General features: G+C 34.3%; 18 protein-coding genes and 1 tRNA gene. 14 read left to right on the forward strand and 5 right to left on the reverse strand.

What is annotated here, in order from left to right:
• Positions 1 to 142: 142 nt before the first annotated feature.
• The 3 genes from CLOLE_RS21685 to CLOLE_RS05110 all read left to right on the forward strand — a co-directional run bounded on the left by CLOLE_RS21685 (position 143) and on the right by CLOLE_RS05110 (position 1,705).
• On the forward strand, positions 143 to 559 hold the full coding sequence (locus CLOLE_RS21685; RefSeq protein ID WP_013656024.1) for a VOC family protein: 417 nt from the start codon (positions 143 to 145) through the stop codon (positions 557 to 559).
• Between the two features lie 176 nt (positions 560 to 735).
• A complete protein-coding gene (locus CLOLE_RS05105; protein ID WP_013656025.1) occupies positions 736 to 957 on the forward strand; it encodes a hypothetical protein in 222 nt (73 codons plus the stop codon).
• A 304-nt stretch (positions 958 to 1,261) separates the two neighbouring features.
• Positions 1,262 to 1,705, forward strand: a complete 444-nt coding sequence (locus CLOLE_RS05110) for a hypothetical protein (protein WP_041712916.1) — start codon at positions 1,262 to 1,264, stop codon at positions 1,703 to 1,705.
• 264 nt (positions 1,706 to 1,969) lie between these two features.
• Here the strand turns inward: CLOLE_RS05110 and CLOLE_RS05115 are convergent.
• Positions 1,970 to 2,042, reverse strand: a tRNA-Pro gene (locus CLOLE_RS05115).
• A gap of 142 nt (positions 2,043 to 2,184) precedes the next feature.
• Here CLOLE_RS05115 and CLOLE_RS05120 point away from each other — a divergent pair.
• Positions 2,185 to 2,799, forward strand: a complete 615-nt coding sequence (locus tag CLOLE_RS05120) for a restriction endonuclease (RefSeq protein ID WP_013656027.1) — start codon at positions 2,185 to 2,187, stop codon at positions 2,797 to 2,799.
• A 57-nt stretch (positions 2,800 to 2,856) separates the two neighbouring features.
• Positions 2,857 to 3,312, forward strand: a complete 456-nt coding sequence (locus tag CLOLE_RS05125; protein WP_013656028.1) for a DUF986 family protein — start codon at positions 2,857 to 2,859, stop codon at positions 3,310 to 3,312.
• An 83-nt stretch (positions 3,313 to 3,395) separates the two neighbouring features.
• Here CLOLE_RS05125 and CLOLE_RS05130 read toward each other — a convergent pair whose 3' ends face one another.
• Positions 3,396 to 4,070 carry a Crp/Fnr family transcriptional regulator gene (locus CLOLE_RS05130; RefSeq protein ID WP_013656029.1) on the reverse strand — a complete coding sequence of 225 codons (675 nt, stop codon included), beginning with the start codon at positions 4,068 to 4,070 and terminating at the stop codon, positions 3,396 to 3,398.
• Positions 4,071 to 4,279: 209 nt separating this feature from the next.
• Here CLOLE_RS05130 and CLOLE_RS05135 point away from each other — a divergent pair, with 209 nt between their 5' ends.
• Positions 4,280 to 4,621 (forward strand): immunity 51 family protein, encoded by a 342-nt coding sequence (locus CLOLE_RS05135; protein ID WP_013656030.1) that lies wholly within the window; start codon positions 4,280 to 4,282, stop codon positions 4,619 to 4,621.
• 94 nt (positions 4,622 to 4,715) lie between these two features.
• On the opposite strand, the gene CLOLE_RS05140 is transcribed toward CLOLE_RS05135, so the two are convergent.
• Genes CLOLE_RS05140 through CLOLE_RS21690 form a run of 3 tightly spaced genes read right to left on the reverse strand, consistent with a single transcriptional unit; the run spans position 4,716 to position 8,074 of the window.
• On the reverse strand, positions 4,716 to 5,837 hold the full coding sequence (locus CLOLE_RS05140) for a DHHW family protein (protein WP_013656031.1): 1,122 nt from the start codon (positions 5,835 to 5,837) through the stop codon (positions 4,716 to 4,718).
• A 10-nt stretch (positions 5,838 to 5,847) separates the two neighbouring features.
• Entirely contained in the window at positions 5,848 to 7,233 is a 1,386-nt protein-coding gene (locus tag CLOLE_RS05145; RefSeq protein ID WP_013656032.1) for an MBOAT family O-acyltransferase, read from the reverse strand.
• 13 nt (positions 7,234 to 7,246) lie between these two features.
• Entirely contained in the window at positions 7,247 to 8,074 is an 828-nt protein-coding gene (locus CLOLE_RS21690) for a DUF4358 domain-containing protein (protein ID WP_013656033.1), read from the reverse strand.
• 238 nt (positions 8,075 to 8,312) lie between these two features.
• Here CLOLE_RS21690 and gshAB point away from each other — a divergent pair, with 238 nt between their 5' ends.
• The 8 genes from gshAB to CLOLE_RS05190 all read left to right on the forward strand — a co-directional run bounded on the left by gshAB (position 8,313) and on the right by CLOLE_RS05190 (position 25,116).
• Positions 8,313 to 10,640 carry a bifunctional glutamate--cysteine ligase GshA/glutathione synthetase GshB gene (gene gshAB / locus CLOLE_RS05155; protein ID WP_013656034.1) on the forward strand — a complete coding sequence of 776 codons (2,328 nt, stop codon included), beginning with the start codon at positions 8,313 to 8,315 and terminating at the stop codon, positions 10,638 to 10,640.
• A gap of 219 nt (positions 10,641 to 10,859) precedes the next feature.
• Positions 10,860 to 14,405 carry a pyruvate:ferredoxin (flavodoxin) oxidoreductase gene (nifJ, locus tag CLOLE_RS05160; protein ID WP_013656035.1) on the forward strand — a complete coding sequence of 1,182 codons (3,546 nt, stop codon included), beginning with the start codon at positions 10,860 to 10,862 and terminating at the stop codon, positions 14,403 to 14,405.
• A 310-nt stretch (positions 14,406 to 14,715) separates the two neighbouring features.
• Positions 14,716 to 15,549: a sugar phosphate isomerase/epimerase family protein gene (locus tag CLOLE_RS05165; protein WP_013656036.1), complete on the forward strand. Its 834-nt coding sequence runs from the start codon at positions 14,716 to 14,718 to the stop codon at positions 15,547 to 15,549.
• A gap of 324 nt (positions 15,550 to 15,873) precedes the next feature.
• Positions 15,874 to 19,401 (forward strand): pyruvate:ferredoxin (flavodoxin) oxidoreductase, encoded by a 3,528-nt coding sequence (gene nifJ / locus CLOLE_RS05170; RefSeq protein ID WP_013656037.1) that lies wholly within the window; start codon positions 15,874 to 15,876, stop codon positions 19,399 to 19,401.
• A 140-nt stretch (positions 19,402 to 19,541) separates the two neighbouring features.
• The gene (locus CLOLE_RS05175) at positions 19,542 to 20,342 is read left to right on the forward strand and encodes an endonuclease/exonuclease/phosphatase family protein (protein ID WP_013656038.1); all 801 of its coding nucleotides are present in this window, start codon (positions 19,542 to 19,544) and stop codon (positions 20,340 to 20,342) included.
• 48 nt (positions 20,343 to 20,390) lie between these two features.
• Positions 20,391 to 21,539 carry an alanyl-tRNA editing protein gene (locus tag CLOLE_RS05180; RefSeq protein ID WP_013656039.1) on the forward strand — a complete coding sequence of 383 codons (1,149 nt, stop codon included), beginning with the start codon at positions 20,391 to 20,393 and terminating at the stop codon, positions 21,537 to 21,539.
• Between the two features lie 202 nt (positions 21,540 to 21,741).
• Positions 21,742 to 24,012 (forward strand): glycoside hydrolase family 95 protein, encoded by a 2,271-nt coding sequence (locus CLOLE_RS05185; RefSeq protein WP_013656040.1) that lies wholly within the window; start codon positions 21,742 to 21,744, stop codon positions 24,010 to 24,012.
• A gap of 126 nt (positions 24,013 to 24,138) precedes the next feature.
• Positions 24,139 to 25,116: an ABC transporter permease gene (locus CLOLE_RS05190; protein WP_013656041.1), complete on the forward strand. Its 978-nt coding sequence runs from the start codon at positions 24,139 to 24,141 to the stop codon at positions 25,114 to 25,116.
• Positions 25,117 to 25,125 lie beyond the last annotated feature (9 nt).

Raw genomic sequence — 25,125 nt, forward strand, 5'->3', positions numbered from 1 at the left:
AACTACAAAATACAACAAGCCTAAAGTGATATACTATGTAAATATTTTAGCCAATAGGAAGAGATATTTCATTGAATTATAAACTAGAATTTGTAGGTATGAATCAGAACTTTTTATATTTAAAGTTAGGAGAAGATGAATTATGAGTATTGGAATAGGCATTTATGCAAAAAACAGTAAAGAAGCTGTTGAGCTATATTGTAATGTATTTGGACTTGAACTAGGATATCATGTGCTAAATGAAGACGGAAATTACTTTCATTCAGAATTGTTGAAGGATGGTGCGCCTTTTCTGGCCGTTGCAGAAGCAAATGATGCGAACCTTCCCAATGGCATGGACTTGTCGTATGATAATCCTGTTGAGATGGGTTATACCGTTAAGTCAAAAGATGAGTTTTATCGCATTTTTTCAATCTTGAAAGAGGAAGGTAAAGTTATAACTGATGTATGCGAATTTCCGTGGAGTCCTTTAGCAACTGTTGTAATGGATAAATATGGTGTAAGATGGTATATTACTTTGCCACAACATCGTCCAGCGGAGGAAGAGAGTTTGTTATAAGTATTGATAGTGGCAAATTCCAGTTTATCGTAATAAATAGTTATTTAGATTAGCAAACAAAAGATAGTTTTATATAGGGTTGAAATATAGCTAGTTATTATTATTTATATTTACAAAAAATTAAGTCTTTGATATAATTCAATAAAACATATGTTCGATTAATGGAGGCGGTACTATTGGATATTAAGGAATTTATCAAAGAACGTAATGAGGCTTTCTTTTCACTCGATAAGGACAAGATAATAGCATATTGTAAAAAACATAATGCCGAAATACCAGAAGATGAGGTTGTGTTTTGGGCAGGTGTTCGTTATGCTATATTAGGAATTGCAAGTTCAACTAATGATCAGAGGGAGGAAGCTAGACATTGGTTGATTAGCAATGGTTTTAATCCATAAAAATATCGTTTGTTTAAAAGGTAAATTATAAGGCTACACTCTAAAATAAAAAAGGGTGTGGTCTTTTTTATGCAAAAATATAATAAAAACCTTAAGCAATGGCAGATAGATATATTAGTAAAATGGTGTTTATTAAAGGAAAGATTGAATAACATAATCAAATAGTGTAGAATTATCTTAAAATTTATTTGATATTAGGGGGAGATTTTATGATTATAGCTTTCTATGCTTTACTTTTAATATTATTCTCTATAACTTTATACGAGTATTGTTCAATGTAATATTATTTTATGGGGTGTGGAAAATGAAGAAAAAATATCTGCGTATAATAGTTATAGTAATCGTATGCATCTTAGCTCTAAATGTAATTAGGTCATTCATGTTTCTAAGTAATGCAAATACGTTCAATGCTGAAGGCATTAAGATAGCCACTATTGAATTCAAATCTGCAAAAGAAGTAGAGGTACATAATAACGACTCGGTTATACAAATAAACGTAATACTTGACAGTGAATCAAAATCACTAACAACTAATAATTATGTTGAAATTAGAAATTTCCTTGTTAGACTTAGTAAGATGGATAACCGTGGTTCAGAAATATATGTGATAGGTTTAGATATAAGGAATAGCGATGATAAAGGTATATGCGGTGGTGGAGTATCAACCGAAAATATATTTAATACTGATTGGGGTAAAATAACAGACATAAAGGAATTAGCAAATAAGTTAGACATGGTGTTTTATTAAAAATTAAAGATTGTAGCCTTAATCGGTTACAACAACCAAGCATATTTATAGCGTGCAACTTTAGCATATGGGGTTGCACGCTGTTTGGTTTCGTATTATTGTATATGCGAATATTGTGAACAAAAAATAGGTGATTTTACAGTAAAATTTACAGTATAAAATATTTCGAATAGATACCTTGATTAAGAATATACATGAAACAAAAAAGAGACAACCCTTTGAATTGCAAGGACTATCTCTGTTTTTGTAGGTGTTTGGTTTTAATCGGAATGACGTGACTTGAACACGCGATCTCTTGCCCCCCAGACAAGCGCCTTACCAACTAGGCCACATCCCGAAAGTAGATTTTTATGTGTCTACAAATTTATTCTCGCTCCACTATTATACATATATTGGATAAGAAAGTAAAGACCTAGTGATTAAACCAATCCCATTTGGTGTATGCTTAAAGAAAGTAATTACCTAAAGGGAGGAAGTCAATGAAATACATTTTTAATGGACTTATTATGCTGTTTAGTTTTTATATAGCACTTTTGATTTTTAAAGGAGAGGCTAACACTTTAACTTACTTTACTCTGATTTTCATTGAATGGGTGTTAATGCTTATAGGAAAGCCATTTCTCAGACAAAGTACATTTAGTAGGCTTTATAAGAAGGGAAGCCTCGGAGATGAAAGGGGACCTTATGGTAAGATCCATATGAATAGTATCGAAGAAGACTTAAATAAGGTAGAAGCTAAAGATTTTGACAAGCTTATAGCAGATTTATATCAAACAAAAGGGTATGAAGTAGAATGTATTCCAAAATCAGAACAAATGGGTATCAATTTAATAGCAAGGAGAAGGAAAGAAGTTGTTGTTATCTGTACTAAGTATAGGACTGAAATAGATGCTGATTCATGGAAAGAAGCCGTTCAAGGAGTTTCTGAGAATATGAAGCATTATAAAGCTAATAGAGGAATAGTTATAACAAACAGTAAGTTTAATAATTATGATATTAAGGAGGCTAGGCCGAAACATACACAATTAATAGACTATCATTTATTAGTTCCACTTATAAAAGAGGGGATGCTCATCAATCTGAAAAATGGTTAACTTAAAGATGGATAAAATTAAAAGGCTTAATAGCAATGATTAAGGGGATGATGAAAAATGAAAGCAAGTTCATCAGATAAAGAATATGGTGATTTAATGTTGGTTGTGAAATCAAGAGCAGGTATCTGGTATACGATTATGTTATTTATGTGGTTTGTAGTAATCATGATGGCACAGGAATATTGGCGTACGCAAAGGCTTGCAGTAATTGGATTAGGGATAATTGTAATTATTCTGTCATTAGTATTGATACGCATGAGACATAGAAAAATTAGCTTTTTTGAAAAAGGTATTATATTTAAAGGGACTTTTAAGCAAGACAGAATACACTACAATGATATTATAGAAGTCAAAGAAATAACTAGAAAAGGACCTACTACCTATGTGATTGTTTTAAATAATGGAAGAGATCTTCATTGGTCTGAGCAAGAGTTCCTAAAATTAGAATTTGCCATGGATAATTACAGAGGTTATATGGGTAAGAAAGAGATTAAAGAAGTAAATACAAATTAAAAACGCTTAATAAAGAAATGCATACAATTGACAATTAAAGGGGCTAGGACTCATTCGTGAGTAGCCCCTTTAACTTCTGACTTTTAAAGAAGGGATTTAAGTTTTGTAGGGTTAATGATAGTAATACCACCTCTAGAAAGTTCCACAATTCCTTCGTTTGAAAAATATTTTAACATACGCGTAACGACTTCCCTGGCACTACCTATATATTTGGCTATTTGCTCATGAGTAAGACGAAGAGTTGTCGAATGAGTCTTTGACATTTCATCTACTAAAAAGATGGCTAAGCGTTTATCAAAACTCATAAAAAGTATTTGTTCCATGGCCCACATCACATCTGAAAAACGATCTACCAAACGTTTATAAATGAAATTTTCTACATAAATATTATCGGTCATAAGGTCAGAAAGTATATGGGAAGAAACAGAAACAAGTTCACAGGTGTCCTCAACATCAATGTGTACATCAAAGGTAATTTGGTTCAAGATACAAGAGGCAGAAAGTAAACAAAGCTCTCCAGGAACTAGACGAAAGAGCGTAATATCTTTGCCTTCCTCTGAGAGCATATAAACTCTAAGCAGTCCTGAGCGAATCATAATAAGACCCATACAATTTTGATCACCACGATGCATGGTCTGCCCTTTTGTAAAACGAGCTATAGAGGTATGGGCGATAACATTACTTTGCTGATCTGCACTTAAATGAGGCCAAAAGTCTAGGTTGTCTTGTAAAAATACCATTACATTCTCATTTAACATAGAATTCTCCTTAAGTTTATAGATAGTTTTATTTTAAGCTATTTAAAGAGCAATAGCTAGATTCTTTTATATAAGATGAGTATTTAATATTTGCGGTAGGATAAATATAATATAAAATTTTCGTATTTTATATTGACAATAGAAAGAAAAAAACTATTATTATTAGTAGTAGTATTTGGAAAATAAAGTAAGCTAAAAGGGGAGTCATTATGAATTTTGAAAAACAAATAAAACCTTTCTGGTGGAATGATTCAAATGGTAGTTTTTCTGTATGTTTAAATGCTGGAGATTATAAGCCTGAAATTTTTGAGTCTAGAGAAGATGAGGGGTGTGAAGGAAATGGATATGACTGGGAAGCTTTAGCTAGAGTTTTCCTTGAGGAGAAATGTGAGGAATTATTAGAAGATATAGAGTTTGATTCAGAAGCAGGCATGTTTTGTGCCTATAGTGAAGATTCGGAAGCTCTTAAGAAGTTTGTACTAGCATTTAAAGATGCTTGTGAAGATTCAGAATTTATTTTAGAGTTGTTTTCACGTGCTGAGATTGATTAAAAATAAAAGATGTATAGTGTTAATAAAAAGTGTCTGTTACCTAAAAATGAGCAGACACTTTTATTAACGTTATACATCTTATGATTTAAAAAAGTTATTTAAGTAATAAACTTAGCTTAGGTTCTACACTAAAATTCTGTACATTATAAAGTAAGAGAACTTCTGATATGCCAGCTTCTTTTGCAAAAGTTGCAACAGGCACATTCATTAATCGTAAGTCTAGAACCTGAATTTCTTCGTAGTGCTGCGTTAAAAAAGGAATAAAAGAGTTTGCATAAGAATCTTTAATCACTAGAAGCTTACGTCCATTTTTAATAGAGGTTTTAATTTTAATTAAAGGGTGATTGTTATCTAAGAAAACACTATATTTATCTTTTGTATCTAAATGAGAATATTCATAAAGACTAGAAGAGGTCTTTCCTGTTGCTTCATAGGTTATTTCCAATGCTTCAGTTTGTTTAGGATAAAAGAGCTGCATCGTATCAGGTGTAGCAAAACTGAAATTGCCTTTAGAGAATAAGGTTCCATAGAAGGCATCACTTACATCTTCAATTTTAAAGTCATCTAAAGTTAAAGCAATTAAATCAGCTGATTTGCAAAATTCAGTATAAGCATAATAAGCTCCTAAAGTAGTCCAGTGATGATCTGTTTTATAATAAATGTACTCATCCTTATGAGTGCTTAAAGTATTAAGAAAGTCTAGTTTAGTAACTTGATTAGAAAGTTTATTATAAAAAGTAGAAATATAAAATGCTTCATCATATGGGGTGGCGTAGTTTGGCAATTTATCTTCAAGCACTTTGGTTGCAGTAGGAGCAAGTCCAACATAAACTTTAAACTCTTTAGCAAGTTCATTAATATAAGTGGCATTTCTAGCTGCTAAATCTAAATCGGGTGCATCAAAGTTTTGAAGAAAGTAATCATCTTTTCCAATATAAACGCCATTATTATCTTTCTTTTGTAAAATGAGTTCACTATAAGCTTTAGTAGAAATAAATTGATTTCTTAAAGGAAATTGATCAGCTATATAAGTCTCAAAAGCTTTGCCATAAGTACCATCTAATAAGCTAGCCATAGTAAAAGATGGCTTAGCACTTAAATTACGGTTTTCTAACTCTGAGAAGGTCTTATCTTTGGCTAGTAGTTGTAAACCAAAGAAAGTAAAAATATAAAAGATAAAAGTAATACCTATTACAAAAGGTAATTTTTTCTTCATGGTTCACCTCCTAAAATCTAAAGTATAAAAACGGGTTAAAAGTAGCATCTACCAAGTAAGCAGTACTTAGAAAAAGAGTAACGACATAAAATGCAAATACAACCCATTCATTAAGACGTGCTTTAAGATTATTCATTAGTGGTGTTGCAAATACGATTCCAATAATGATAAGGACATAAAAATTGGTGATAGCATATAATGAGGGGGTATTAATGAAACTGTTAGTACCTATACCAAACATAACCTTTAGATATGAAATGGCTTGTTCCAAAGAGTCATGAGCAAAAAGCACCCAACTTATTGTTACAACAAATAAAAGGTAAAATCTAGAGATAAAGCTAGGTAATTTTTCTAAATACTTAAGTAAAAAGCTACGCTCTATAATCATAAGCACGGCAAAGAAAAGACCCCAAAGGATGAAGTTCCAGCCAGCACCATGCCAAAAGCCTGTTAAAAACCATACAATCAAAATGTTGAGATAGAAACGAGGCTTACTTACACGATTTCCTCCTAAAGGAATATACACATACTCTCTGAACCAACCGGTTAAGGTCATATGCCATCTTCGCCAAAAATCAGATACACTTTTAGCAATATAAGGATAATTAAAGTTTTCAGGGAAACGAAAACCTAACATTTGGCCAAGTCCAATAGCCATATCAGAATAGCCACTAAAGTCAAAGTAAAGTTGAAGTCCAAAACTAATAGCACCTAGCCAAGCTCCTATAATAGATAAATTATTAATAGGTGTATTGAGTATTTGATCCCACAAAAGACCAATGTTATTAGCAATAAGTACTTTTTTTCCAAGTCCTTCGATAAAGCGCATGGCACCTAATCCAAAATCTTCAAATGTAACTTCGCGGTGATTAAGTTCTTTTTCAACGGTGGCGTAAGTAACGATAGGGCCGGCGATAAGCTGAGGAAACATTGATACATAAGCACCAAAGGCAATTATATTTTTTTGAACTTGAATTTTACCCCGATATAAATCAATGGTATAGGACATGGTCTGAAAGGTATAAAAGGAAATACCTATAGGTAATGCAATACGAAGTAAATCCCAATGAGTTCCTAAAAGTGCATTAGTATTACTAATAAAAAAGTCGGCATACTTGAAGAAGCCTAGCATTCCTAAGTTTCCTATAAGAGAGAGACCAAGTCCTAATTTGGGAATCAGCTTATGCGCCCTAAAGTGATCAATGATGCGTCCACATGTGTAATCAAGCACAGTAGAAAAAATCATAATAGACACATAAACAGGTTCGCCCCATGCATAAAACATGAGGCTAGCTAGAAATAATATAAGATTTCGTAAATTTTTAGGGAGTATAAAGTAGACTGTTAAAAAAACAGGTAAAAATATAAATAAAAATAGTAAACTGCTAAATACCATAAATCAAAGCTCCTTACTTGATAAGGCTATTAAAGTTTGAAGCAATAGTACTTGCCGCCTCATCCATAGCAAATAATATGTAGTTTCCTTTAGTGATGATTTGTCTACCTTCAAAGGTTTCGATAAGAGAAGGATAGAGCATTTGTCCAACATTTTCGGCACGTTTATTAATGCCTTCAACAATAGTATTTACATCTTTAACATCTTTAACCTTAAAGACACCAACTTCTGAAATACTAAAGCTTAACATTGGCATTTTAACGCAGTAACTGTCTAGAAGGCTAGTATCAATACCATAGAGATCTTTTAATAGAGTATCATCTACATCTGTTAGGCGAGAAAAATCAAGATCAGAGGTAATCTTACTATATACTTCACTAGCACTTAAACTAGTTGTTTCAGGGCTGGGTGTTGGTTCTGGTTTGGGTGTTACTTCAGGTTTTGGAGTTGCTGCAGGTTTAGTACTAGCTTCAGGTTTTGGTGAAGGTTTAGGTGTTGTTTGTGGTTTAACAGTCGCTTCAGGCTTTAGACTTGTTTGTGGCTTGGAAGCTGTCTCAGGTTTTTTTGTTGCCTCAGGTGAAGTACTTGCTTCTGGAGTTACACTTTCTTCGGGTTTCATAGTTACTTCAGGCTTTATAGTTTCTTCTGGTATAATACTTTCTTCTAGAACAATACTAGATTCAGGTTCATTAGTTAATTCTTCAGTAGTAGGTTGCTTCTCTTCAGGGGTAGAGGAAGCCTCTGTATTCATCTCGGATGAAGTTGGTATTTTAGAATTACAGCCTACAACGACTGTACTGAGTGTTAGCGCGGCTATAGCCATTACAAATTGTTTTCTCATAGTTGTCTCCTTAACATAAATCCATTAATTGTTAGATTGCAATGATAAAGTGTAATCATAAAATATAAGTATATTTATAATAATTATGACGAAAAATGATATAATAAGGTTTCATAAATCAATAAAATACGAGAAAATATTAAAATTGAATTATTGTTTAGCTTTTAATAAAAATGAGGTATACTATTTTATAATCATTATTACTTAGTATATATTAATGTAGTTGGAAGGAGATTTTATGCTTAATCAATTAAAGCAATTATTTAATAGAGAAGATTTATTAGCTGCAAGCATTGGTATTGAAAGAGAAGGACTTAGAGTAACACCTGAAGGAAAGCTTGCTATGTCCAAGCATCCGGCTGTATTTGGGGATAAACTTAAAAACCCATACATTACTACAGATTTTTCTGAGAGCCAGGTAGAGATTATTACACCTAATTTAGATAGTAGTCAAAAAGCATACGATTACTTAAATATTTTATATGATATAGTCGCACTTAATATAGAAGATGAATATATATGGCCGGGTTCTATGCCATGCGATATACCAGCAGATGAACATATTCCTATTGCCGAATATAGAGATTGTAAAACTTGTCAAGAAGCGAGGCTTTATAGGGAGGAGCTACTTAAAAAGTACGGAGGGAAAAAGCAACTTATTTCAGGAATCCATTATAATTTTTCCTTTGAAGAAAATTTTATACAAAGACTTTATGAAGCAGAAGATACTCACTTAAGTTATCAGCTATTCAAAGATAGTATTTATCTGAAAATGGCAAGAAATTATTTAAGGTATCGTTGGTTACTTATTTATTTATTAGGAGCGACACCTGTATTTCATAAAACCTATGCTACAGAGTGTACGCGCTATTTAAATAAGGTAGATGAAGAAAGCTTTACAAATCCAGGGGCTGTATCTTATCGTAATGGTGAATGTGGTTATAAAAATCATACTGATCTTTATCCTGACTACTCTAGTGTAGAGGCCTATGCAAAAAGTATTGAGAGATTTGTAGCAGATGGTATGATTCAAAGTCACAAAGAACTTTATAGTCAAATCAGGCCTAAGGCAAAGGATAATACAAGACTACTGGAGTCCTTAAAACAAGAAGGTATCTTATATATTGAAGTGAGAAGTATTGATAATAATCCTTTTGAAAAAGGCGGTATTAGCTTAGAAGACTTAGAGTTTTTACACTTATTTATGTTATATCTTCTCATAAAAGAAGAAAGTAAAGAAGAGCTAAGTAATTGGCAAGAAGAAGCTACTAATAATCAGCGTTTAATTGCCAAGGGTGGAAGACTAGAGGTTTGGTTAAGTAAGGAAGGAAAAGAAATTACGAAGACCGAGTGGGCTTTAGAGATTTTAGATGAAATGAAAGTGATGGAAGAAACTTTAGATCTTAACAAGGCAGGAGTTATTGATGAAATGGTCAAGAAGGTATGTGACCCTGAGCGTACTTATGCAGCTAAAATAACAGAAATCTCTAAACAAAAAGGCTATTTACAGAGCCAATTAGAACTAGCAGAAATTTATAAAAAAGATGCTTATGCGAACCGCTATAAACTATATGGTTATGATGATATGGAACTTTCTACACAAATTCTTATGAAAGAAGCTATTAAAAGAGGGATAAAAGTAGAAGTATTAGATCGTAGTGACAACTTTATTGCTCTTACCCAAGGAACACATACCGAATATGTGAAACAAGCTACCAAGACATCTAAAGATAGTTATATGACTATGCTGATGATGGAAAATAAAACAGTTACTAAGAAGGTGTTAGAGAAGCACCAGGTTTGTGTACCAAAAGGTATTGAAGTTTTTAAAGGACAAGGCTTAGAGTTAGCAGTTAAGCGTTATGCCAATAAACCTATTGTTGTTAAACCAAAGTCTACGAATTTTGGTAAAGGCATTAGTATTTTTACACAGGGAGCCAGTGAAGTAGATATCAAAAGGGCGCTTGAGATAGGCTTTGAACATGATGATACAGTTTTAATTGAAGAGTTTGCCAAAGGTAAGGAGTACCGATTCCTTGTAATCGGAGATCAAGTGGCAGGAGTTCTTCACCGCGTACCGGCCAATGTTATAGGTGATGGAGCACATACGATAACACAGTTAGTAGCTATAAAAAATCAAGATAGCTTAAGAGGGAGAGGTTATAAAACACCATTAGAAAAAATTAACTTAGATGCAAGTAGCGCTTTATTCCTAAAACAAAGCGATTTGGATTTCGACTATATTCCTGCTGAAGGAGAGGTTGTTTATTTAAGGGAAAATTCTAACATTAGCACAGGTGGAGATAGCATTGATTATACAGATGATATTCCAGAATACTTTAAAGAGATAGCTGTTCGTGCAGCCAAAGCAGTAGGTGCTAAGTTTTGTGGTGTTGATATGATGCTAGAAGATTATAGAGATGAAAAAGCACCTTATGCAATTATTGAACTTAATTTTAATCCCGCTATTCATATTCATTCTTATCCTTATAAAGGAACAGAACGTCAAATAGCTGAACAAGTTTTAAAGGTATTAGAATTTAATTTAGAGTCTGATTGTAATTAGTATTAAATGATCAAATAAAACTTATAAAAGAATAAAATGGTAAAAGCTGAGATTTTCGTATAGCGAGAAATGCTCAGCTTTTTTCTTTTCTCTCTATATGTCTTTGTATAAAACAAGTATGAATTATCCTTTAATGTGAAACACTAGTGAAGTGAAAAATAGAATAAAAGATATCGAGAAAATAGGCTTCAAGTTAAGACATTAGAAAGGAAAGATGAAATGGGAAAAACAATGATGACTGTAGATGGTAACACAGCGGCAGCATATATCGCTTATGCGTATACTGATGTGGCAGCTATCTATCCAATTACGCCATCTACACCTATGGCTGAACAAGTAGATGAATGGGCCGCACAAGGCAAGAAAAATATATTTGGACAAACTGTCAATGTAGTAGAAATGCAATCTGAAGCAGGGGCTTCAGGGGCTTTTCATGGTTCACTTCAAGCAGGTGCGTTAACAAGTACCTTCACTGCTTCACAAGGCTTGTTACTTATGATTCCAAATATGTATAAGGTATCCGGAGAGCTTTTACCAGGTGTTTTTCATGTGAGTGCTAGAGCAATAGCTGCGCAGGCTCTTTCGATTTTTGGTGATCACCAAGATGTTATGGCTACAAGACAAACCGGATGTGCGTTATTTGCAACTAGTTCTGTTCAAGAGATTATGGACCTAGCACCAGTAGCACATCTTGCGGCTATTAAAGGACGTGTACCCTTTGTTCATTTCTTTGATGGTTTTAGAACTTCACATGAGATTCAAAAAGTAGAAGCAATTAACTATGAAGATTTAGCAAAGCTAATGCCCATAGAAGAGCTTCAAGCTTTTAGAGATAGAGCTTTATCTCCTAATCATCCCGTTATTCGTGGTACAGCGCAAAATCCAGATATTTATTTCCAAACAAGGGAGGCAAGTAATAAATTTTATGAAGCTCTAGTACCTATTGTAGAAGAATATATTGAAAAGATGAATGCCCTTACTGGCAGAAAATACGGCCTCTTTGATTATTATGGGGCAGAGGATGCAGAAAATATTATTGTAGCTATGGGGTCTGTAACAGCTACCATTGCGGAAACTATAGATGCCTTAAATGCTAAAGGACAAAAGCTAGGTCTTGTTAAAGTGCATCTTTATAGACCTTTTTCAGTAGAACACTTTCTTAAAGCGGTGCCAAAGAATGTTAGGCGTATATGTGTACTGGATCGTACTAAAGAGCCAGGTGCTATAGGGGAACCACTTTATTTAGATGTACGTGCTGCTTTCTATGAAAAAGAAGATGCACCCATGATTATTGGTGGTCGTTATGGATTAGGCTCTAAAGATACCACGCCAACAGATATTAAGGCAGTAGTAGAAAATCTTTTAAGTAGTACACCTAAAAATCAATTCACTGTGAGCATTGATGATGATGTTACGCATACTTCTATTAATACAAAAGAACCACTTAAGCTTCAAGTGCCGGATTTAGTACGTTGCAAATTCTGGGGACTAGGTTCAGATGGTACAGTTGGGGCTAATAAGCAAGCTATAAAAATTATTGGTAATTATACGGATATGTATGCTCAAGCTTATTTTGACTATGACTCTAAAAAGTCTGGTGGCTTAACCATGTCACATCTTCGTTTTGGTAAAGAACCGATTAATGCACCTTATCTTATTGATGAAGCAGATTATATTGCTTGCCATAATCAATCTTATATACATCAGTATGATGTTTTAAAAGGACTTAAAAAGGGAGGCATATTCGTTCTTAACTGCTTATGGGATGAAAAAGAATTAGAAGAGAATTTATCAACTACCATGAAGCGCACCATCGCAGAAAATGACATCCAATTCTACACTGTAAATGCTGTTAAAATTGCTTCTGAAATAGGACTGGGTAACCGTATTAATATGATTATGCAAGCAGCCTTCTTTAAGTTAACAGATATTATACCAGAGGCCCAGGCAGCTCAGTATTTAAAAGAAGCAGTGGTTAAAGCTTATGGGAAAAAAGGTGAAAAGGTCATTAATATGAACTATGCTGCTATTGATAGGGGGCTTGAGGCAGCGATAAAAGTTAATGTGCCAGAAAATTGGAAAAAGGGAACAAGTGTAGATGAAAGAGGTTTTGACGAACCTGAATTTGTAACGAAGATATTACGCCCTATGAGTAGACAAGAAGGCGATAGCCTTCCAGTAAGTACATTTAATGGGATTGAAGATGGTACTTTTCCAAGTGGTAGTGCAGCTTATGAAAAGCGTGGGGTAGCTATTAATGTACCAGAGTGGGTTCCCGAGAACTGTATTCAATGTAACCAATGCTCATTTATTTGTCCGCATGCTACAATTAGACCTTATCTTTTAAATACCGAAGAGGAAAGCGAAAAGCCAGGTAGTTTTGTAACACTTAAGGCCATGGGAAAGGATATGAATGAGTTTGGTTATCGCATTCAAGTTGATACAATGGACTGTACAGGCTGTGGTAACTGTGCTGATATTTGTCCAGGTAAAAAAGAAGGTAAGGCCCTTATTATGAAACCACTCCATACTCAGGTAGAAAAGGAAGTACCTAACTGGGAATATGCAGTTTCTAAAATTGCCAATAAGGGAGATGTTATGGCACCACATACCGTCAAAGGTAGCCAGTTCAGACAACCTCTTCATGAGTTCTCAGGTGCTTGCGCAGGCTGTGGTGAAACAGCGTATATTAAAGTCATTACACAGCTTTTCGGAGATCGTATGATGATTGCTAATGCCACTGGTTGTTCTTCTATTTGGGGGGCATCTGCGCCTGTTACACCATATACGGTCAATGAAAAAGGCCAAGGACCATCATGGGCCAACTCTTTGTTCGAAGATAATGCTGAATATGGATTAGGAATGTATCTAGGTGTGAAACAAATGCGAAATAAAATCGAAGACAATATGAGGTCTTTACTAGAACTGCCTATTGGTGAAGATATGAAATCAGCATTTAATGAATGGTTAAGTACAAAAGAATCTGGGGCTGAATCTAGAAGAATAAGTGAGCAGGTTCTAGCGGTATTAGAAAAAGACACAACGGCTGACGAAGCTACTAAAACTTTAATTAATGAGATTAAGGAAAGAAAGGATTATCTTGTTAAACGTTCACAATGGATATTAGGTGGTGACGGCTGGGCTTATGATATTGGTTATGGTGGTCTTGACCAAGTCATGGCCTCAGGTGAAGATGTTAATGTGCTTGTATTCGATACTGAGATTTACTCTAATACAGGTGGTCAAGCTTCTAAATCTACACCAGCAGCAGCTATTGCCAAATTCGCTGCCTCTGGTAAAAAATCTCGTAAAAAAGACTTAGGTTTAATGATGATAACCTATGGTAATGTGTATGTAGCTCAAGTATCTATGGGAGCAGATAAAAATCAATTTATGAAAGCTGTTATAGAAGCAGAAGCACACCCAGGACCATCTATTATTATTGCTTATGCCCCATGTATTAGTCATGGACTAAGAGAAGGTATGGGCAGAACAACAGCTAATCAGGAACAAGCTGTTAAATGCGGTTACTGGCATTTATATCGTTTTAATCCATTGCTTAAAGAACAAGGTAAAAATCCATTTACTTTAGATTCGAAAGAAGCAAAAGAAAGTTTTAGAGATTTCATAATGGCGCAGGTGCGTTATTCAGCTTTAATGAAACAGTTCCCAGAACATGCTGAGCATTTATTTGAGCTTACTGAGCAATATGCAAAGGAACGTTATGAAAATTATAAACGTTTAGCTGAACAGGTATACAGCTAGGGAAGTTAAAATATATCAGAGGAGAAGATATACCAATTAGGTGATATCTTCTCCTTTGCTGTATTAGGAAGACAAGAATTATAAGTGTAATGAGAATAAGCCGGTTTATAGGATATAAAAGTAAGATTAATGCATGATTATTTACAATAATATACAATTGTATCATATATTCTATTGATTTAATTTTTTTTGTAGCATATAGTAGTTTTAGTAGAGTGTATACGAAATAACATTGTACATAATTTCAATCTTGTATAGGGGCCCATAAAGAAAAGAGATATAAATGGGTAAGCTGATGGGAGGATGTTATATGAAGTTGTCGGTTTGTTATAATCACATTTTGTTGGCAAGTGAACAAACAGGTTTATCACTTTCGGAGGTATTGAAAAAAGTAAAAAATATGGGGATTCAATCTGTGGCATGCTCCTATGAAGAGTTAAAGCCTTATACTAGAGAGATGAAAGTATTATTAAAGGCAGTCGAATTGGAGATTAGTTGTATCTATAAATATTTTGATTTTGGTTATGAGGAAACAGGTGAAGCTGGTTACGGATTAATTGATCTAGCGGAGCATATGGGAGCTAAGTTTGTACTAGTCATTCCAGGGTTGTTAAAAGAAGAAGTAGGTATCAAACGCGAACAAGCTATAAAGCATATGGTTGAGGCATTAAGATTAATGTGTGATTATGCCAAGGATAAGGGAATCACTGTTACTTTAGAAGATTATGATAATGTTTGTGCACCTTATACTACAGCAAAAGAAATATTATGGTTTATGGAGCAGGTTCCAGATTTAAAGCATACTTTTGATACGGGTAACTACAGATATAGAGGTGAAGATGAAATCGAGGCTTTTGAGTTGTTGAAAGACTATATTGTATATGTTCATGTAAAAGATAGAAGTACTGCCATGAAGGGAGAAGAAGTGGCTAAGATAGCTGCTGATGGAACGGCCTTGTTTTCAACTCCAGTAGGTTCTGGTGTTATTAAAATTAAGGAAATACTTGATAAACTAGAATTTATGGGGTATGATGGCACACTTAATATAGAGCATTTTGATGCACCTAATCAACTAGAGTATATAGAACAATCTATAAGATGGCTTCTCAAAAATATATCTACCAATTCAGAGAAAAATATATAAATAAAACTATCTCAAAACGAATATATAGATTGTTTTTTAACAATAAGGATATTAGCAAGAAGTTAGATTCTTAACAATACTAAAGTAAAATATATTAGTTGAGTATAAAAAAGTAATTTTAAACAAGTTATTTAAAAGAAATTGTCCCTTTTTGCTAGTTAGTTCATGAAGAAATTCTAAATGACCCGATAAATAATTTACAAAAACATAAGATATTGAGTGCAAGATATTTACAAATATTGGCCAAAAGCGTAAAATTATTTAGAATACTTTAGATAGTATTTGGAATGCTTGTATTATTAATAAATAAAAAGGAGAGATAATATGGGAAAAACGATGATGACTGTTGATGGTAATACAGCTGCATCTTATGTTGCGTATGCTTTTACTGATGTTGCTGCAATTTATCCAATTACCCCCTCATCAACTATGGCAGAAGTAGTTGACGAATGGTCTGCTCAAGGAAGGAAGAATATTTTCGGACAAACTGTTAATGTAGTAGAGATGCAATCTGAAGCAGGAGCTGCGGGGGCTTTCCACGGCTCACTTCAAGCTGGAGCTTTAACAACTACTTTTACAGCTTCACAAGGCTTGTTATTAATGATTCCTAATATGTATAAGGTTGCAGGGGAACTTTTACCAGGCGTTTTCCATGTAAGTGCCCGTGCTCTTGCTGCTCAAGCGCTTAACATTTTTGGCGACCACCAAGACGTTATGGCTACAAGACAAACAGGCTGTGCTATGCTTGCAACAGGCTCTGTACAAGAAGTTATGGACCTTGCACCAGTGGCTCACCTTGCTGCTATTAAAGGTAGAATTCCTTTTGTACATTTCTTTGATGGCTTCAGAACTTCACATGAGATTCAAAAAGTAGAAGCAATTGATTATGATGATTTTGCTAAACTAGTAGATCAAGATGCTCTTAAAGCATTTAGAGATAATGCACTTTCTCCAAATCATCCTGTAACAAGAGGAACTGCACAAAATCCAGATATTTATTTCCAAACAAGAGAAGCTAGTAATAAATTCTATAATAACTTAGTGCCTGTTGTTGAAGAATACATAGGAGAAATCAATAAATTAACAGGTAGAAATTATGGTTTATTCAATTATTATGGTGCCGATGATGCAGAAGATATCATTATAGCAATGGGTTCTGTAACAGAAACAATTGAACAAACAATTGAAGAACTTAATAAAAAAGGTGCTAAATACGGTGTAGTTAAAGTTCACTTATATAGACCTTTCTCAACAAAACATTTACTTGCAGCTATTCCAAGCACAGTAAAACGTATTTGTGTATTAGATCGTACAAAAGAACCAGGTTCAGCAGGTGAACCACTTTATTTAGATGTATGTTCAGCATTTTATGGAAAAGCTGATGCGCCTACAGTTATTGGTGGACGTTATGGTCTTGGGTCAAAAGATACAACACCAACAGATATTAAAGCTGTATTTGATAATTTAGTAAGTGCTCAGCCAAAGACTGGATTTACAGTAGGTATTAATGATGACGTAACATTTACTTCATTAACTTACAAAGACGAATTAAGAATTGCTGAGCCAGGTACAGTAAGATGTAAATTCTGGGGTCTTGGTTCTGATGGTACAGTTGGCGCTAACAAGCAAGCCATTAAAATCATTGGTAATCATACAGATAAATATGCACAAGCATATTTCGCATACGACTCTAAAAAATCAGGTGGAGTAACTATTTCTCACTTACGTTTTGGTGATACACCTATTCGTTCAACCTATTTAATTGATGAAGCAGATTATATTGCTTGTCACAATCAATCCTATGTTCATCAATATGATTTATTAAAAGGACTTAAAAAGGGCGGAGTATTCGTACTTAACTGTATTTGGGATGAAAGTGAATTAGAAGCTAACCTTCCAGCACATATGAAAAAATATATTGCTGACAATGAAATTAGATTTTATATTGTTAATGCAACTAAAATAGCAGGAGAAGTAGGCCTTGGTAACCGTATTAATATGGTTATGCAATCAGCATTCTTTAAATTAGCTAATATTATTTCAGAAGAAGATGCTATTAAATACTTAAAAGAAGCCGTAGTTAAAGCTTACGGTAAAAAAGGCGAAAAAGTTGTTAATATGAATTATGCAGCTATTGACCGTGGTTTTGAAGCAGCAGTTAAAGTTAATGTTCCAGCTAGCTGGGCAAGCGCAGTAGAAGAAGCGGCAGCAGCAGTAGATGAACCAGAATTCATTACTAACATCTTACGTCCTATGAATGCTCAAGAAGGAGATAAACTTCCTGTAAGCGCATTTAATGGTCTTGAAGATGGTACTTTTCCAGCAGGAACAGCTGCTTACGAAAAACGTGGTATTGCTATTGAAGTACCAGAATGGGAGATTGAAAATTGTATTCAATGTAATCAATGTTCATTTGTTTGTCCACATGCATGTATTAGACCAGTGCTTTTAACAGAAGAAGAACAAGCAAAAGCACCAGGTACATTTGCTACTAAGAAAGCAATTGGAAAAGGTTTAGAAGGCTTAACTTATAGAATACAAGTGAGTCCATATGACTGTACAGGTTGTGGCAACTGTGCTGATATTTGTCCAGCTAAAACTAAAGCTTTAGTTATGAAACCATTTGCTTCTCAATCAGAAGTTGAAGATGCAAACTGGAGCTTTGTTGTGAAAGAAGTAAGTAGTAAAGATGATTTAGATCTTACAATGAACGTTAAAAATAGCCAATTCAAGACACCACTTATTGAGTTCTCAGGTGCTTGTGCAGGTTGCGGTGAAACAGCTTATATTAAAGTTGTAACACAGCTTTTCGGAGATCGTATGATGATTGCTAATGCTACAGGATGTTCTTCTATTTGGGGTGGTTCTGCGCCATCTACACCATATACTACAAATAGCAAGGGTCAAGGACCATCATGGGCAAACTCTTTATTTGAAGATAATGCTGAATATGGTCTTGGTATGAGTCTTGGTGTTAATCAAATGAGAAATAAATTAGCTAATGTTATGCATGAATTAGTTGACTTAGATATTGATGAAACAGCTAAAGCAGCATTTAATGAATGGCTAGAAGTAATGAACTTAGGTGAACCTTCTAAAGCTGCAAGTGCTAAAGTATTAGAAGTACTTGAAAATAATACAATTACTGATCCAGCAGCTAAAGCACTTCTTGCAGAAATTGAAGATAAGAAAGATTATCTTGTTAAACGTTCTGTATGGATGCTTGGTGGAGATGGTTGGTCATATGATATTGGTTATGGCGGTCTTGATCACGTATTAGCATCAGGTGAAGATGTTAATGTACTAGTATTTGATACAGAAATTTACTCAAACACTGGTGGTCAATCTTCTAAAGCAACACCAGCAGCAGCTATTGCAAAATTCGCTGCATCTGGTAAGAAGACACGTAAAAAAGATTTAGGTATGATGATGATGAGCTATGGCAATGTTTATGTGGCTCAAGTAGCTATTGGTGCTGATAAGAACCAATTTATGAAAGCTATTATGGAAGCAGAAGCACATCAAGGTCCATCTATTATCATTGCTTATGCACCATGTATTAGCCATGGACTAAGAGAAGGTATGGGACGTTCTGTTGCTAATGAAGATCAAGCGGTTAAATCTGGTTACTGGCATTTATATCGCTATAATCCAAATGTTGAAAAAGGTAAAAATCCATTTACCCTTGATTCAAAAGAACCAACAGCTAGCTTCAGAGACTTCATTATGGGGCAAGTACGTTACTCATCACTTGCTAAACAATATCCAACACAAGCAGAAGAACTTTTTGAGTTAGCAGAAGAAAACGCTAAAGCAAGATATGAATCTTACTTACGTTTAACTGACAGATAATAAGTATAGCTTTTCAATAAAAATAAATAAAAACAGGAGATAGATAACCGAAAGCGTTATTTGTCTCCTGTCTCTTTTTGTAGTAAACTCATAAATAAATAGGTTATAATCATGAGTTTACTACAAAAGGAGCAGCTAGCATGAGAATATTGACGTTAAACACACATTCATGGAGAGAAGAGAACCAAGAGGAAAAAATGAGCTATTTAGCAGAAATCATAAAAGAAAGAGACTATGATATCATTGCACTACAAGAAATTAATCAAAGTACAGCATCACCCTATTTACAAGATAGACATTTAAGAAGAGATAATTTTATGGTGGTATTACAGCAATTAATAGAGAAAATAGGTGGGCCAAAGTATAATAGCTTTTGGGACTTATCTAAAGTTGTTAGAGATGAATATGAAGAAGGGTCTGCTATTTTATGCAAGATGCCGATTACACACACTTCTTGCTTTACAGTAAGTAAGAGTCGAGATAGAGACGATGTTAAAGCGAGAAAGATTGTTAAAGTAACTGTAACGTATAAAGAACAAGAAATAGATTTATATTCTTGTCATTTAGGTTGGTGGCATGACGAAATAGAGCCTTTTGAATATCAGTGTGATCGATTAGTAGAAGAAATGGACTCAGATAAACTTAGTCTACTTATGGGTGATTTCAATAATAATGCTAATCTTAGAGAAGAGGGCTATGATTATCTAATTGATAAAGGATTTTATGATACCTATATTCTAGCAGGAGAAAAAGATCAAGGAGTTACTGTACAGGGAGAAATAGCCGGCTGGAAAGGTAATAAAGTAGGTTTGCGTATTGATCTTATTTTGGTAAATAAGACGTTAACGGTTAAAAGCTCAAAGGTTATCTTTAATGGAGATTATAAAAATGTAGTTTCAGATCATTATGGGGTAGAGGTAGAGCTGGAGTTAGAGGACTAAGTGATTTAGAGAGATATTTGGCAGAAATAACAGAATAGGAGAATACAGATGACTAAGAAGTTATATTATACAGATAGCTATTTAACTGATTTCACGGCAACCGTATTAAGTTGCAATGAAGGAAAGAAGGGGTATGAGGTAGTTCTTGATCAAACAGCTTTTTATCCTGAAGGAGGTGGTCAACCATCAGATGAAGGCATATTAGGTGGAGTAAAAGTTAAAGATGTTCGTATAAAGGACCATGTGATTTATCATATAGTAGAGTGCCCTTTAGAAGTAGGCAGTAGTGTAGAGGGTAAGATAGATTTTGACAAGCGATTTGATATGATGCAACAACATAGTGGGGAACATATTATATCAGGTCTTATTAATAAGTATTACGGTTATAACAATGTAGGTTTTCATTTGAGTAGAGAGAATATGACGGCAGATGTAGATGGTGAGTTAACAAGTGAGCAAGTTTCAGAAATAGAATACTTAGCCAATGAAGCTATCTATAAAAATATACCAGTGCAAGGGGCTATTTATGGACAAGAGGAAGTAAGAGAGATGACTTATCGTTCTAAAATTGAACTCAATGAGGATGTTAGACTAGTAACCATACCAGGGTATGACACCTGTGCTTGCTGTGGCACACACGTGAAGTATACTGGGGAGATTGGAATGATTAAGTTTATTAGTAGTGAAAGACATCGAGGTGGTACAAGGCTTACATTAGCTTGTGGCAAGAGAGCACTAAAAGATTACAGTAAGAAGCAAGAAATCGTAAGTAGTGCCATGGCTATACTTTCAGCTAAACCTGAGATGATTACATCGCATCTTCAAAAGTTACAAGAAGAATTCAACGAAACAAAGTTTAAATTAGCAGAAGTTAAAGGAATACTTTTTTCATATATGGTAGAAGAATATATAAAGTGCAATCAAGCAACACTTTGTATTTGTGAAGAAGGTTTAGTTCCAGAGGAACTAAGAAAACTATGTACTCTCTTAATACAGAAGGTAGATAAAACCTGTCTGGTAGTAACACCTGATGCAACGGGATTTAAGTACGCCCTAGGAAATAGCAAAATAGATATAAGACCTCTTTGCAAAGCAATGAATATGAAGTTTCAAGGCAAAGGAGGAGGCTCATCAGAGCTCTGTCAAGGAAGTTTGTTGGGGGAATGGGAAGAAATTAAATTGTTTTTGAGTGAATAGACGTTATGTTTTATTGGGAGTGCATATATCTATTAGCACCCCCATTATTAATAAAGTAGTGACAATGTTAATGGCTGGTTCTAGATAATAGAGAGTAATGTTTTATTAGGTAAATCATAAGCAGAAATTCATATTGTAATGAGTGAATAATTATAATAAATTAGAATAAATAATATATTAAACTATTATAAGGAGTGGGCCTATGCTAGATCAAGTACTCTGGTATAAACAAGCAGCACGGAATTGGAATGAAGCATTACCAATTGGCAATGGTGCATTAGGGGGCATGATTTTTGGAGGAATAAAAAAAGAACTCATTCAAATGAATGAGGAAAGCCTTTGGTATGGTACTTTTAGAGATAGGAATAATAAAGATGCTAGAAAATATTTGCCTGTTATAAGAGATTTATTATGGCAGGGGAAGATAGGAGAAGCAGAGAAACTTTTATCCATGAGTATGTTTGGAACTCCAGATGGCCAAAGGCAATACTCTGTATTAGGGGATTTGGTTATTCAATGCTTTGGGCAAGAAGAACCAGTAAGTCACTATAGAAGAACGTTAGATTTAGAAACAGCTTGTGCTACAGTAGGTTATGTGAGTCCAAAAGGAAAGTTTGAAAGAGAGTATTTTTGTTCTAAACCCGATAACTTACTAGCTGTTCGGTTAAGATGTGATCAAGAGGAACAAATAGAATTAATGGCTTATATTGATAGATGGAAATATAATGATGAGATAGAGATGAGCAAAGATGGCATGAGCTTGTACGGTTCAAGTGGTCCTTGTTCTAGTGAAGGAATAGGATATCATTTTATGATGAAACTTATACCTAATGGAGGAACTGCACAAAACATAGGACAACGTCTTTATGCAAAAGGTTGTAATGAAGTCATTATTTTAGTGACAGCAACTACAGATTATAAAGACAGTAATCCAAGGAGTATTTGTGAAGAACGTTTGAAAAAAGCAACACAGAAAGGATATGAGGAGTTAAAAGCAAGGCACGTGGCAGATTATAAAAGTCTATACAAACGCCTATCTTTGGATTTAAAAGGAGAATCATTAAATCATTTACCTACAGACGAACGCCTTGAAAGAATAAAAAAGGGTGGAGAAGATTTAGATTTAATAGCCATGTATTTTCAGTATGGACGTTATTTGTTAATTAGTTGTAGTAGGGAAGGTGGGTTGCCTGCTACTCTACAAGGTATTTGGAATGGAGAATGGTTACCCCCATGGGACAGTAAGTATACCATTAATATTAATACAGAGATGAATTATTGGTTGGCAGAAAAATGCCATTTATCAGAATGTCATTTACCTTTAGTTGAACACCTAGAGAAGGTAAGAATACATGGAGAGAAAACAGCAGAGCAGATGTATGGTTGTAGAGGCTTTATGGCGCATCATAATACGGATATTTGGGGAGATGCGGCACCGCAAGATATGTGGATGCCAGCAACTATCTGGCCTATGGGAGCAGCCTGGTTAGTGTTACATATATGGGAGCATTATGAGTATACTTTGGATCAAGCATTCTTAAAAGAAAAGTATCATCTTCTTAAAGGAGCAGGAGACTTCTTTAAAGACTACTTGATGATGGATGAAAATGGCTATCTGGTAACAGGCCCTTCTACATCTCCTGAAAATACATATCGCTTATCTTCAGGGGAGCAAGGAACTGTGTGTATAGGACCAAGTATGGATAGTCAAATATTATTTGAATTATTTACCGCAATTATTGAAGCAGGTCAGTTAGTAGGAGAAGCGGAAGAAGAAATTCAATGTTTTAAAGAGATGAGAAAAAAATTACCTCCTATACAAATCGGTAAGTATGGTCAGATTATGGAATGGAGAGAGGATCATGAGGAGGTAGAGCCAGGGCATAGGCATATTTCACAATTATTTGCATTATATCCAGGCCACCAAATTACTAAAGAAGATACACCAGAATGGGCGAAGGCAGCCAAGAAAACTTTAGAAAGGCGTCTAAGCTATGGTGGAGGTCATACGGGGTGGAGTAGGGCATGGATTATCAATTTGTGGGCAAGGCTAAAAGAGGGAGACTTGGCTTATAGCAATATAAAGGAATTACTTAAATGTTCTACACTGATTAATTTGTTAGATAATCATCCGCCTTTTCAGATTGATGGTAACTTTGGGGCAGCAGCCGGAATAAGTGAACTGCTATTACAAGGAGAAAAGGATTATATTGAGTTATTGCCAGCTTTACCTAAAGGAATACCAAATGGTAAAGTAACAGGATTATGTGCCAAAGGGAAAGTGACGGTAGATATAGACTGGGAAGATGGGCATTTGGTAAGTGCAAAATTACATATAGGTAGAGATGGAGAAATAAAGGTAAAATGCAAAGATAAGATCGTACTAAAGGGTAAAAAAGAAGTAGAAAATGAGATTCTATTTTGTAAGGTTAAGCAGGGAGAAACGCTAGAATTTATAAGGGCTTGCAAATGATTTAACCAACTTTTTAAAGTTTATTTAAAATGTATATGAAAAGGTGCAATTTTTACCCTCAAATAGCTGTATTTTTAGAGGTATATTTAATGAATTACTTATATTAATATAGATATATACAACAAAATGCATAGCTTACAGAGGGGAGTGAGTAATATTTTAGTTAAAACAAACAAAAATGTAGGAACCATTAAAAAAATGACTGTATGGTCAAGAATGAAAGAACAAAAATACTTAATTGCAATGTCTGCACCCTTTGTAATATGGGTTATTATTTTTAAGTATTTACCTTTAACAGGTTGGGCCATGGCTTTTCAGGATTATAAGCCACAATTAGGTATTACTAAATCACCGTGGGTAGGGCTTAAACATTTCAAGGTGCTATTTAAAGAAGAACAGTTTTATCAAGCTCTACAAAATACCTTGGGAATGAGTATTCTAGCTATTGTATTTAGTACCATATTTTCAATTAGCTTCGCGCTATTACTTAATGAGTTAAGATCACTTAAATTTAAGCGACTGATTCAAACCATTTCTTATTTACCTCACTTTGTATCGTGGGTAGTAGTCGCTAATATTGTAGGTCAAATTTTAGCGCCTACGGGAACTATTAATGAAATACTGATGAATTTACATATTATTAATACACCGATTAACTTTTTGGCTAAGCCATCTATGTTTTGGGGTATTGTTACAGCATCGGACCTTTGGAAAGAAACAGGTTGGAATGCAATCATTTATTTGGCAGCTATTACAGGTATAGACATGCAGCTTTATGAGGCGGCTAAAGTCGATGGTGCTAATAGATGGCAACAAATTAAAAACATTACACTGCCAGGCATTAAAGCAACAGCAATTATCTTATTAATTATGTCTATAGGAAACTTAATTAATATTGGTTTTGAAAAGCAATACTTATTAGGAAACAATACAGTAGCAGCTAAATCTTTAGTACTTGATAAATATGCCTTAGATTATGGAATTGGAATGGTAAGATACTCTTATGGTACAGCCATTGGTATGTTTAAGTCGGTTGTTGGTATCGTACTTATTTTCATTGCAAATACCTTGGCTAAGAAAAGCGGCGAAGGAAGGCTCATTTAAAAGGAGGGG

The organism is Cellulosilyticum lentocellum DSM 5427 (assembly GCF_000178835.2).
Taxonomy (GTDB): domain Bacteria; phylum Bacillota; class Clostridia; order Lachnospirales; family Cellulosilyticaceae; genus Cellulosilyticum; species Cellulosilyticum lentocellum.

Coding starts and splice junctions, on each gene's coding strand:
- CLOLE_RS05135 (WP_013656030.1), top strand. CDS start 4,280: ATGAATTTTGAAAAACAAATAAAACCTTTCTGGTGGAATGATTCAAAT.
- nifJ (WP_013656037.1), top strand. CDS start 15,874: ATGGGAAAAACGATGATGACTGTTGATGGTAATACAGCTGCATCTTAT.
- CLOLE_RS05185 (WP_013656040.1), top strand. CDS start 21,742: ATGCTAGATCAAGTACTCTGGTATAAACAAGCAGCACGGAATTGGAAT.
- CLOLE_RS05130 (WP_013656029.1), bottom strand. CDS start 4,070: ATGTTAAATGAGAATGTAATGGTATTTTTACAAGACAACCTAGACTTT.
- CLOLE_RS21685 (WP_013656024.1), top strand. CDS start 143: ATGAGTATTGGAATAGGCATTTATGCAAAAAACAGTAAAGAAGCTGTT.
- CLOLE_RS05125 (WP_013656028.1), top strand. CDS start 2,857: ATGAAAGCAAGTTCATCAGATAAAGAATATGGTGATTTAATGTTGGTT.
- CLOLE_RS05120 (WP_013656027.1), top strand. CDS start 2,185: ATGAAATACATTTTTAATGGACTTATTATGCTGTTTAGTTTTTATATA.
- CLOLE_RS05180 (WP_013656039.1), top strand. CDS start 20,391: ATGACTAAGAAGTTATATTATACAGATAGCTATTTAACTGATTTCACG.
- CLOLE_RS05165 (WP_013656036.1), top strand. CDS start 14,716: ATGAAGTTGTCGGTTTGTTATAATCACATTTTGTTGGCAAGTGAACAA.
- CLOLE_RS05175 (WP_013656038.1), top strand. CDS start 19,542: ATGAGAATATTGACGTTAAACACACATTCATGGAGAGAAGAGAACCAA.
- CLOLE_RS21690 (WP_013656033.1), bottom strand. CDS start 8,074: ATGAGAAAACAATTTGTAATGGCTATAGCCGCGCTAACACTCAGTACA.
- CLOLE_RS05110 (WP_041712916.1), top strand. CDS start 1,262: ATGAAGAAAAAATATCTGCGTATAATAGTTATAGTAATCGTATGCATC.
- nifJ (WP_013656035.1), top strand. CDS start 10,860: ATGGGAAAAACAATGATGACTGTAGATGGTAACACAGCGGCAGCATAT.
- CLOLE_RS05140 (WP_013656031.1), bottom strand. CDS start 5,837: ATGAAGAAAAAATTACCTTTTGTAATAGGTATTACTTTTATCTTTTAT.
- CLOLE_RS05145 (WP_013656032.1), bottom strand. CDS start 7,233: ATGGTATTTAGCAGTTTACTATTTTTATTTATATTTTTACCTGTTTTT.
- gshAB (WP_013656034.1), top strand. CDS start 8,313: ATGCTTAATCAATTAAAGCAATTATTTAATAGAGAAGATTTATTAGCT.
- CLOLE_RS05190 (WP_013656041.1), top strand. CDS start 24,139: ATGCATAGCTTACAGAGGGGAGTGAGTAATATTTTAGTTAAAACAAAC.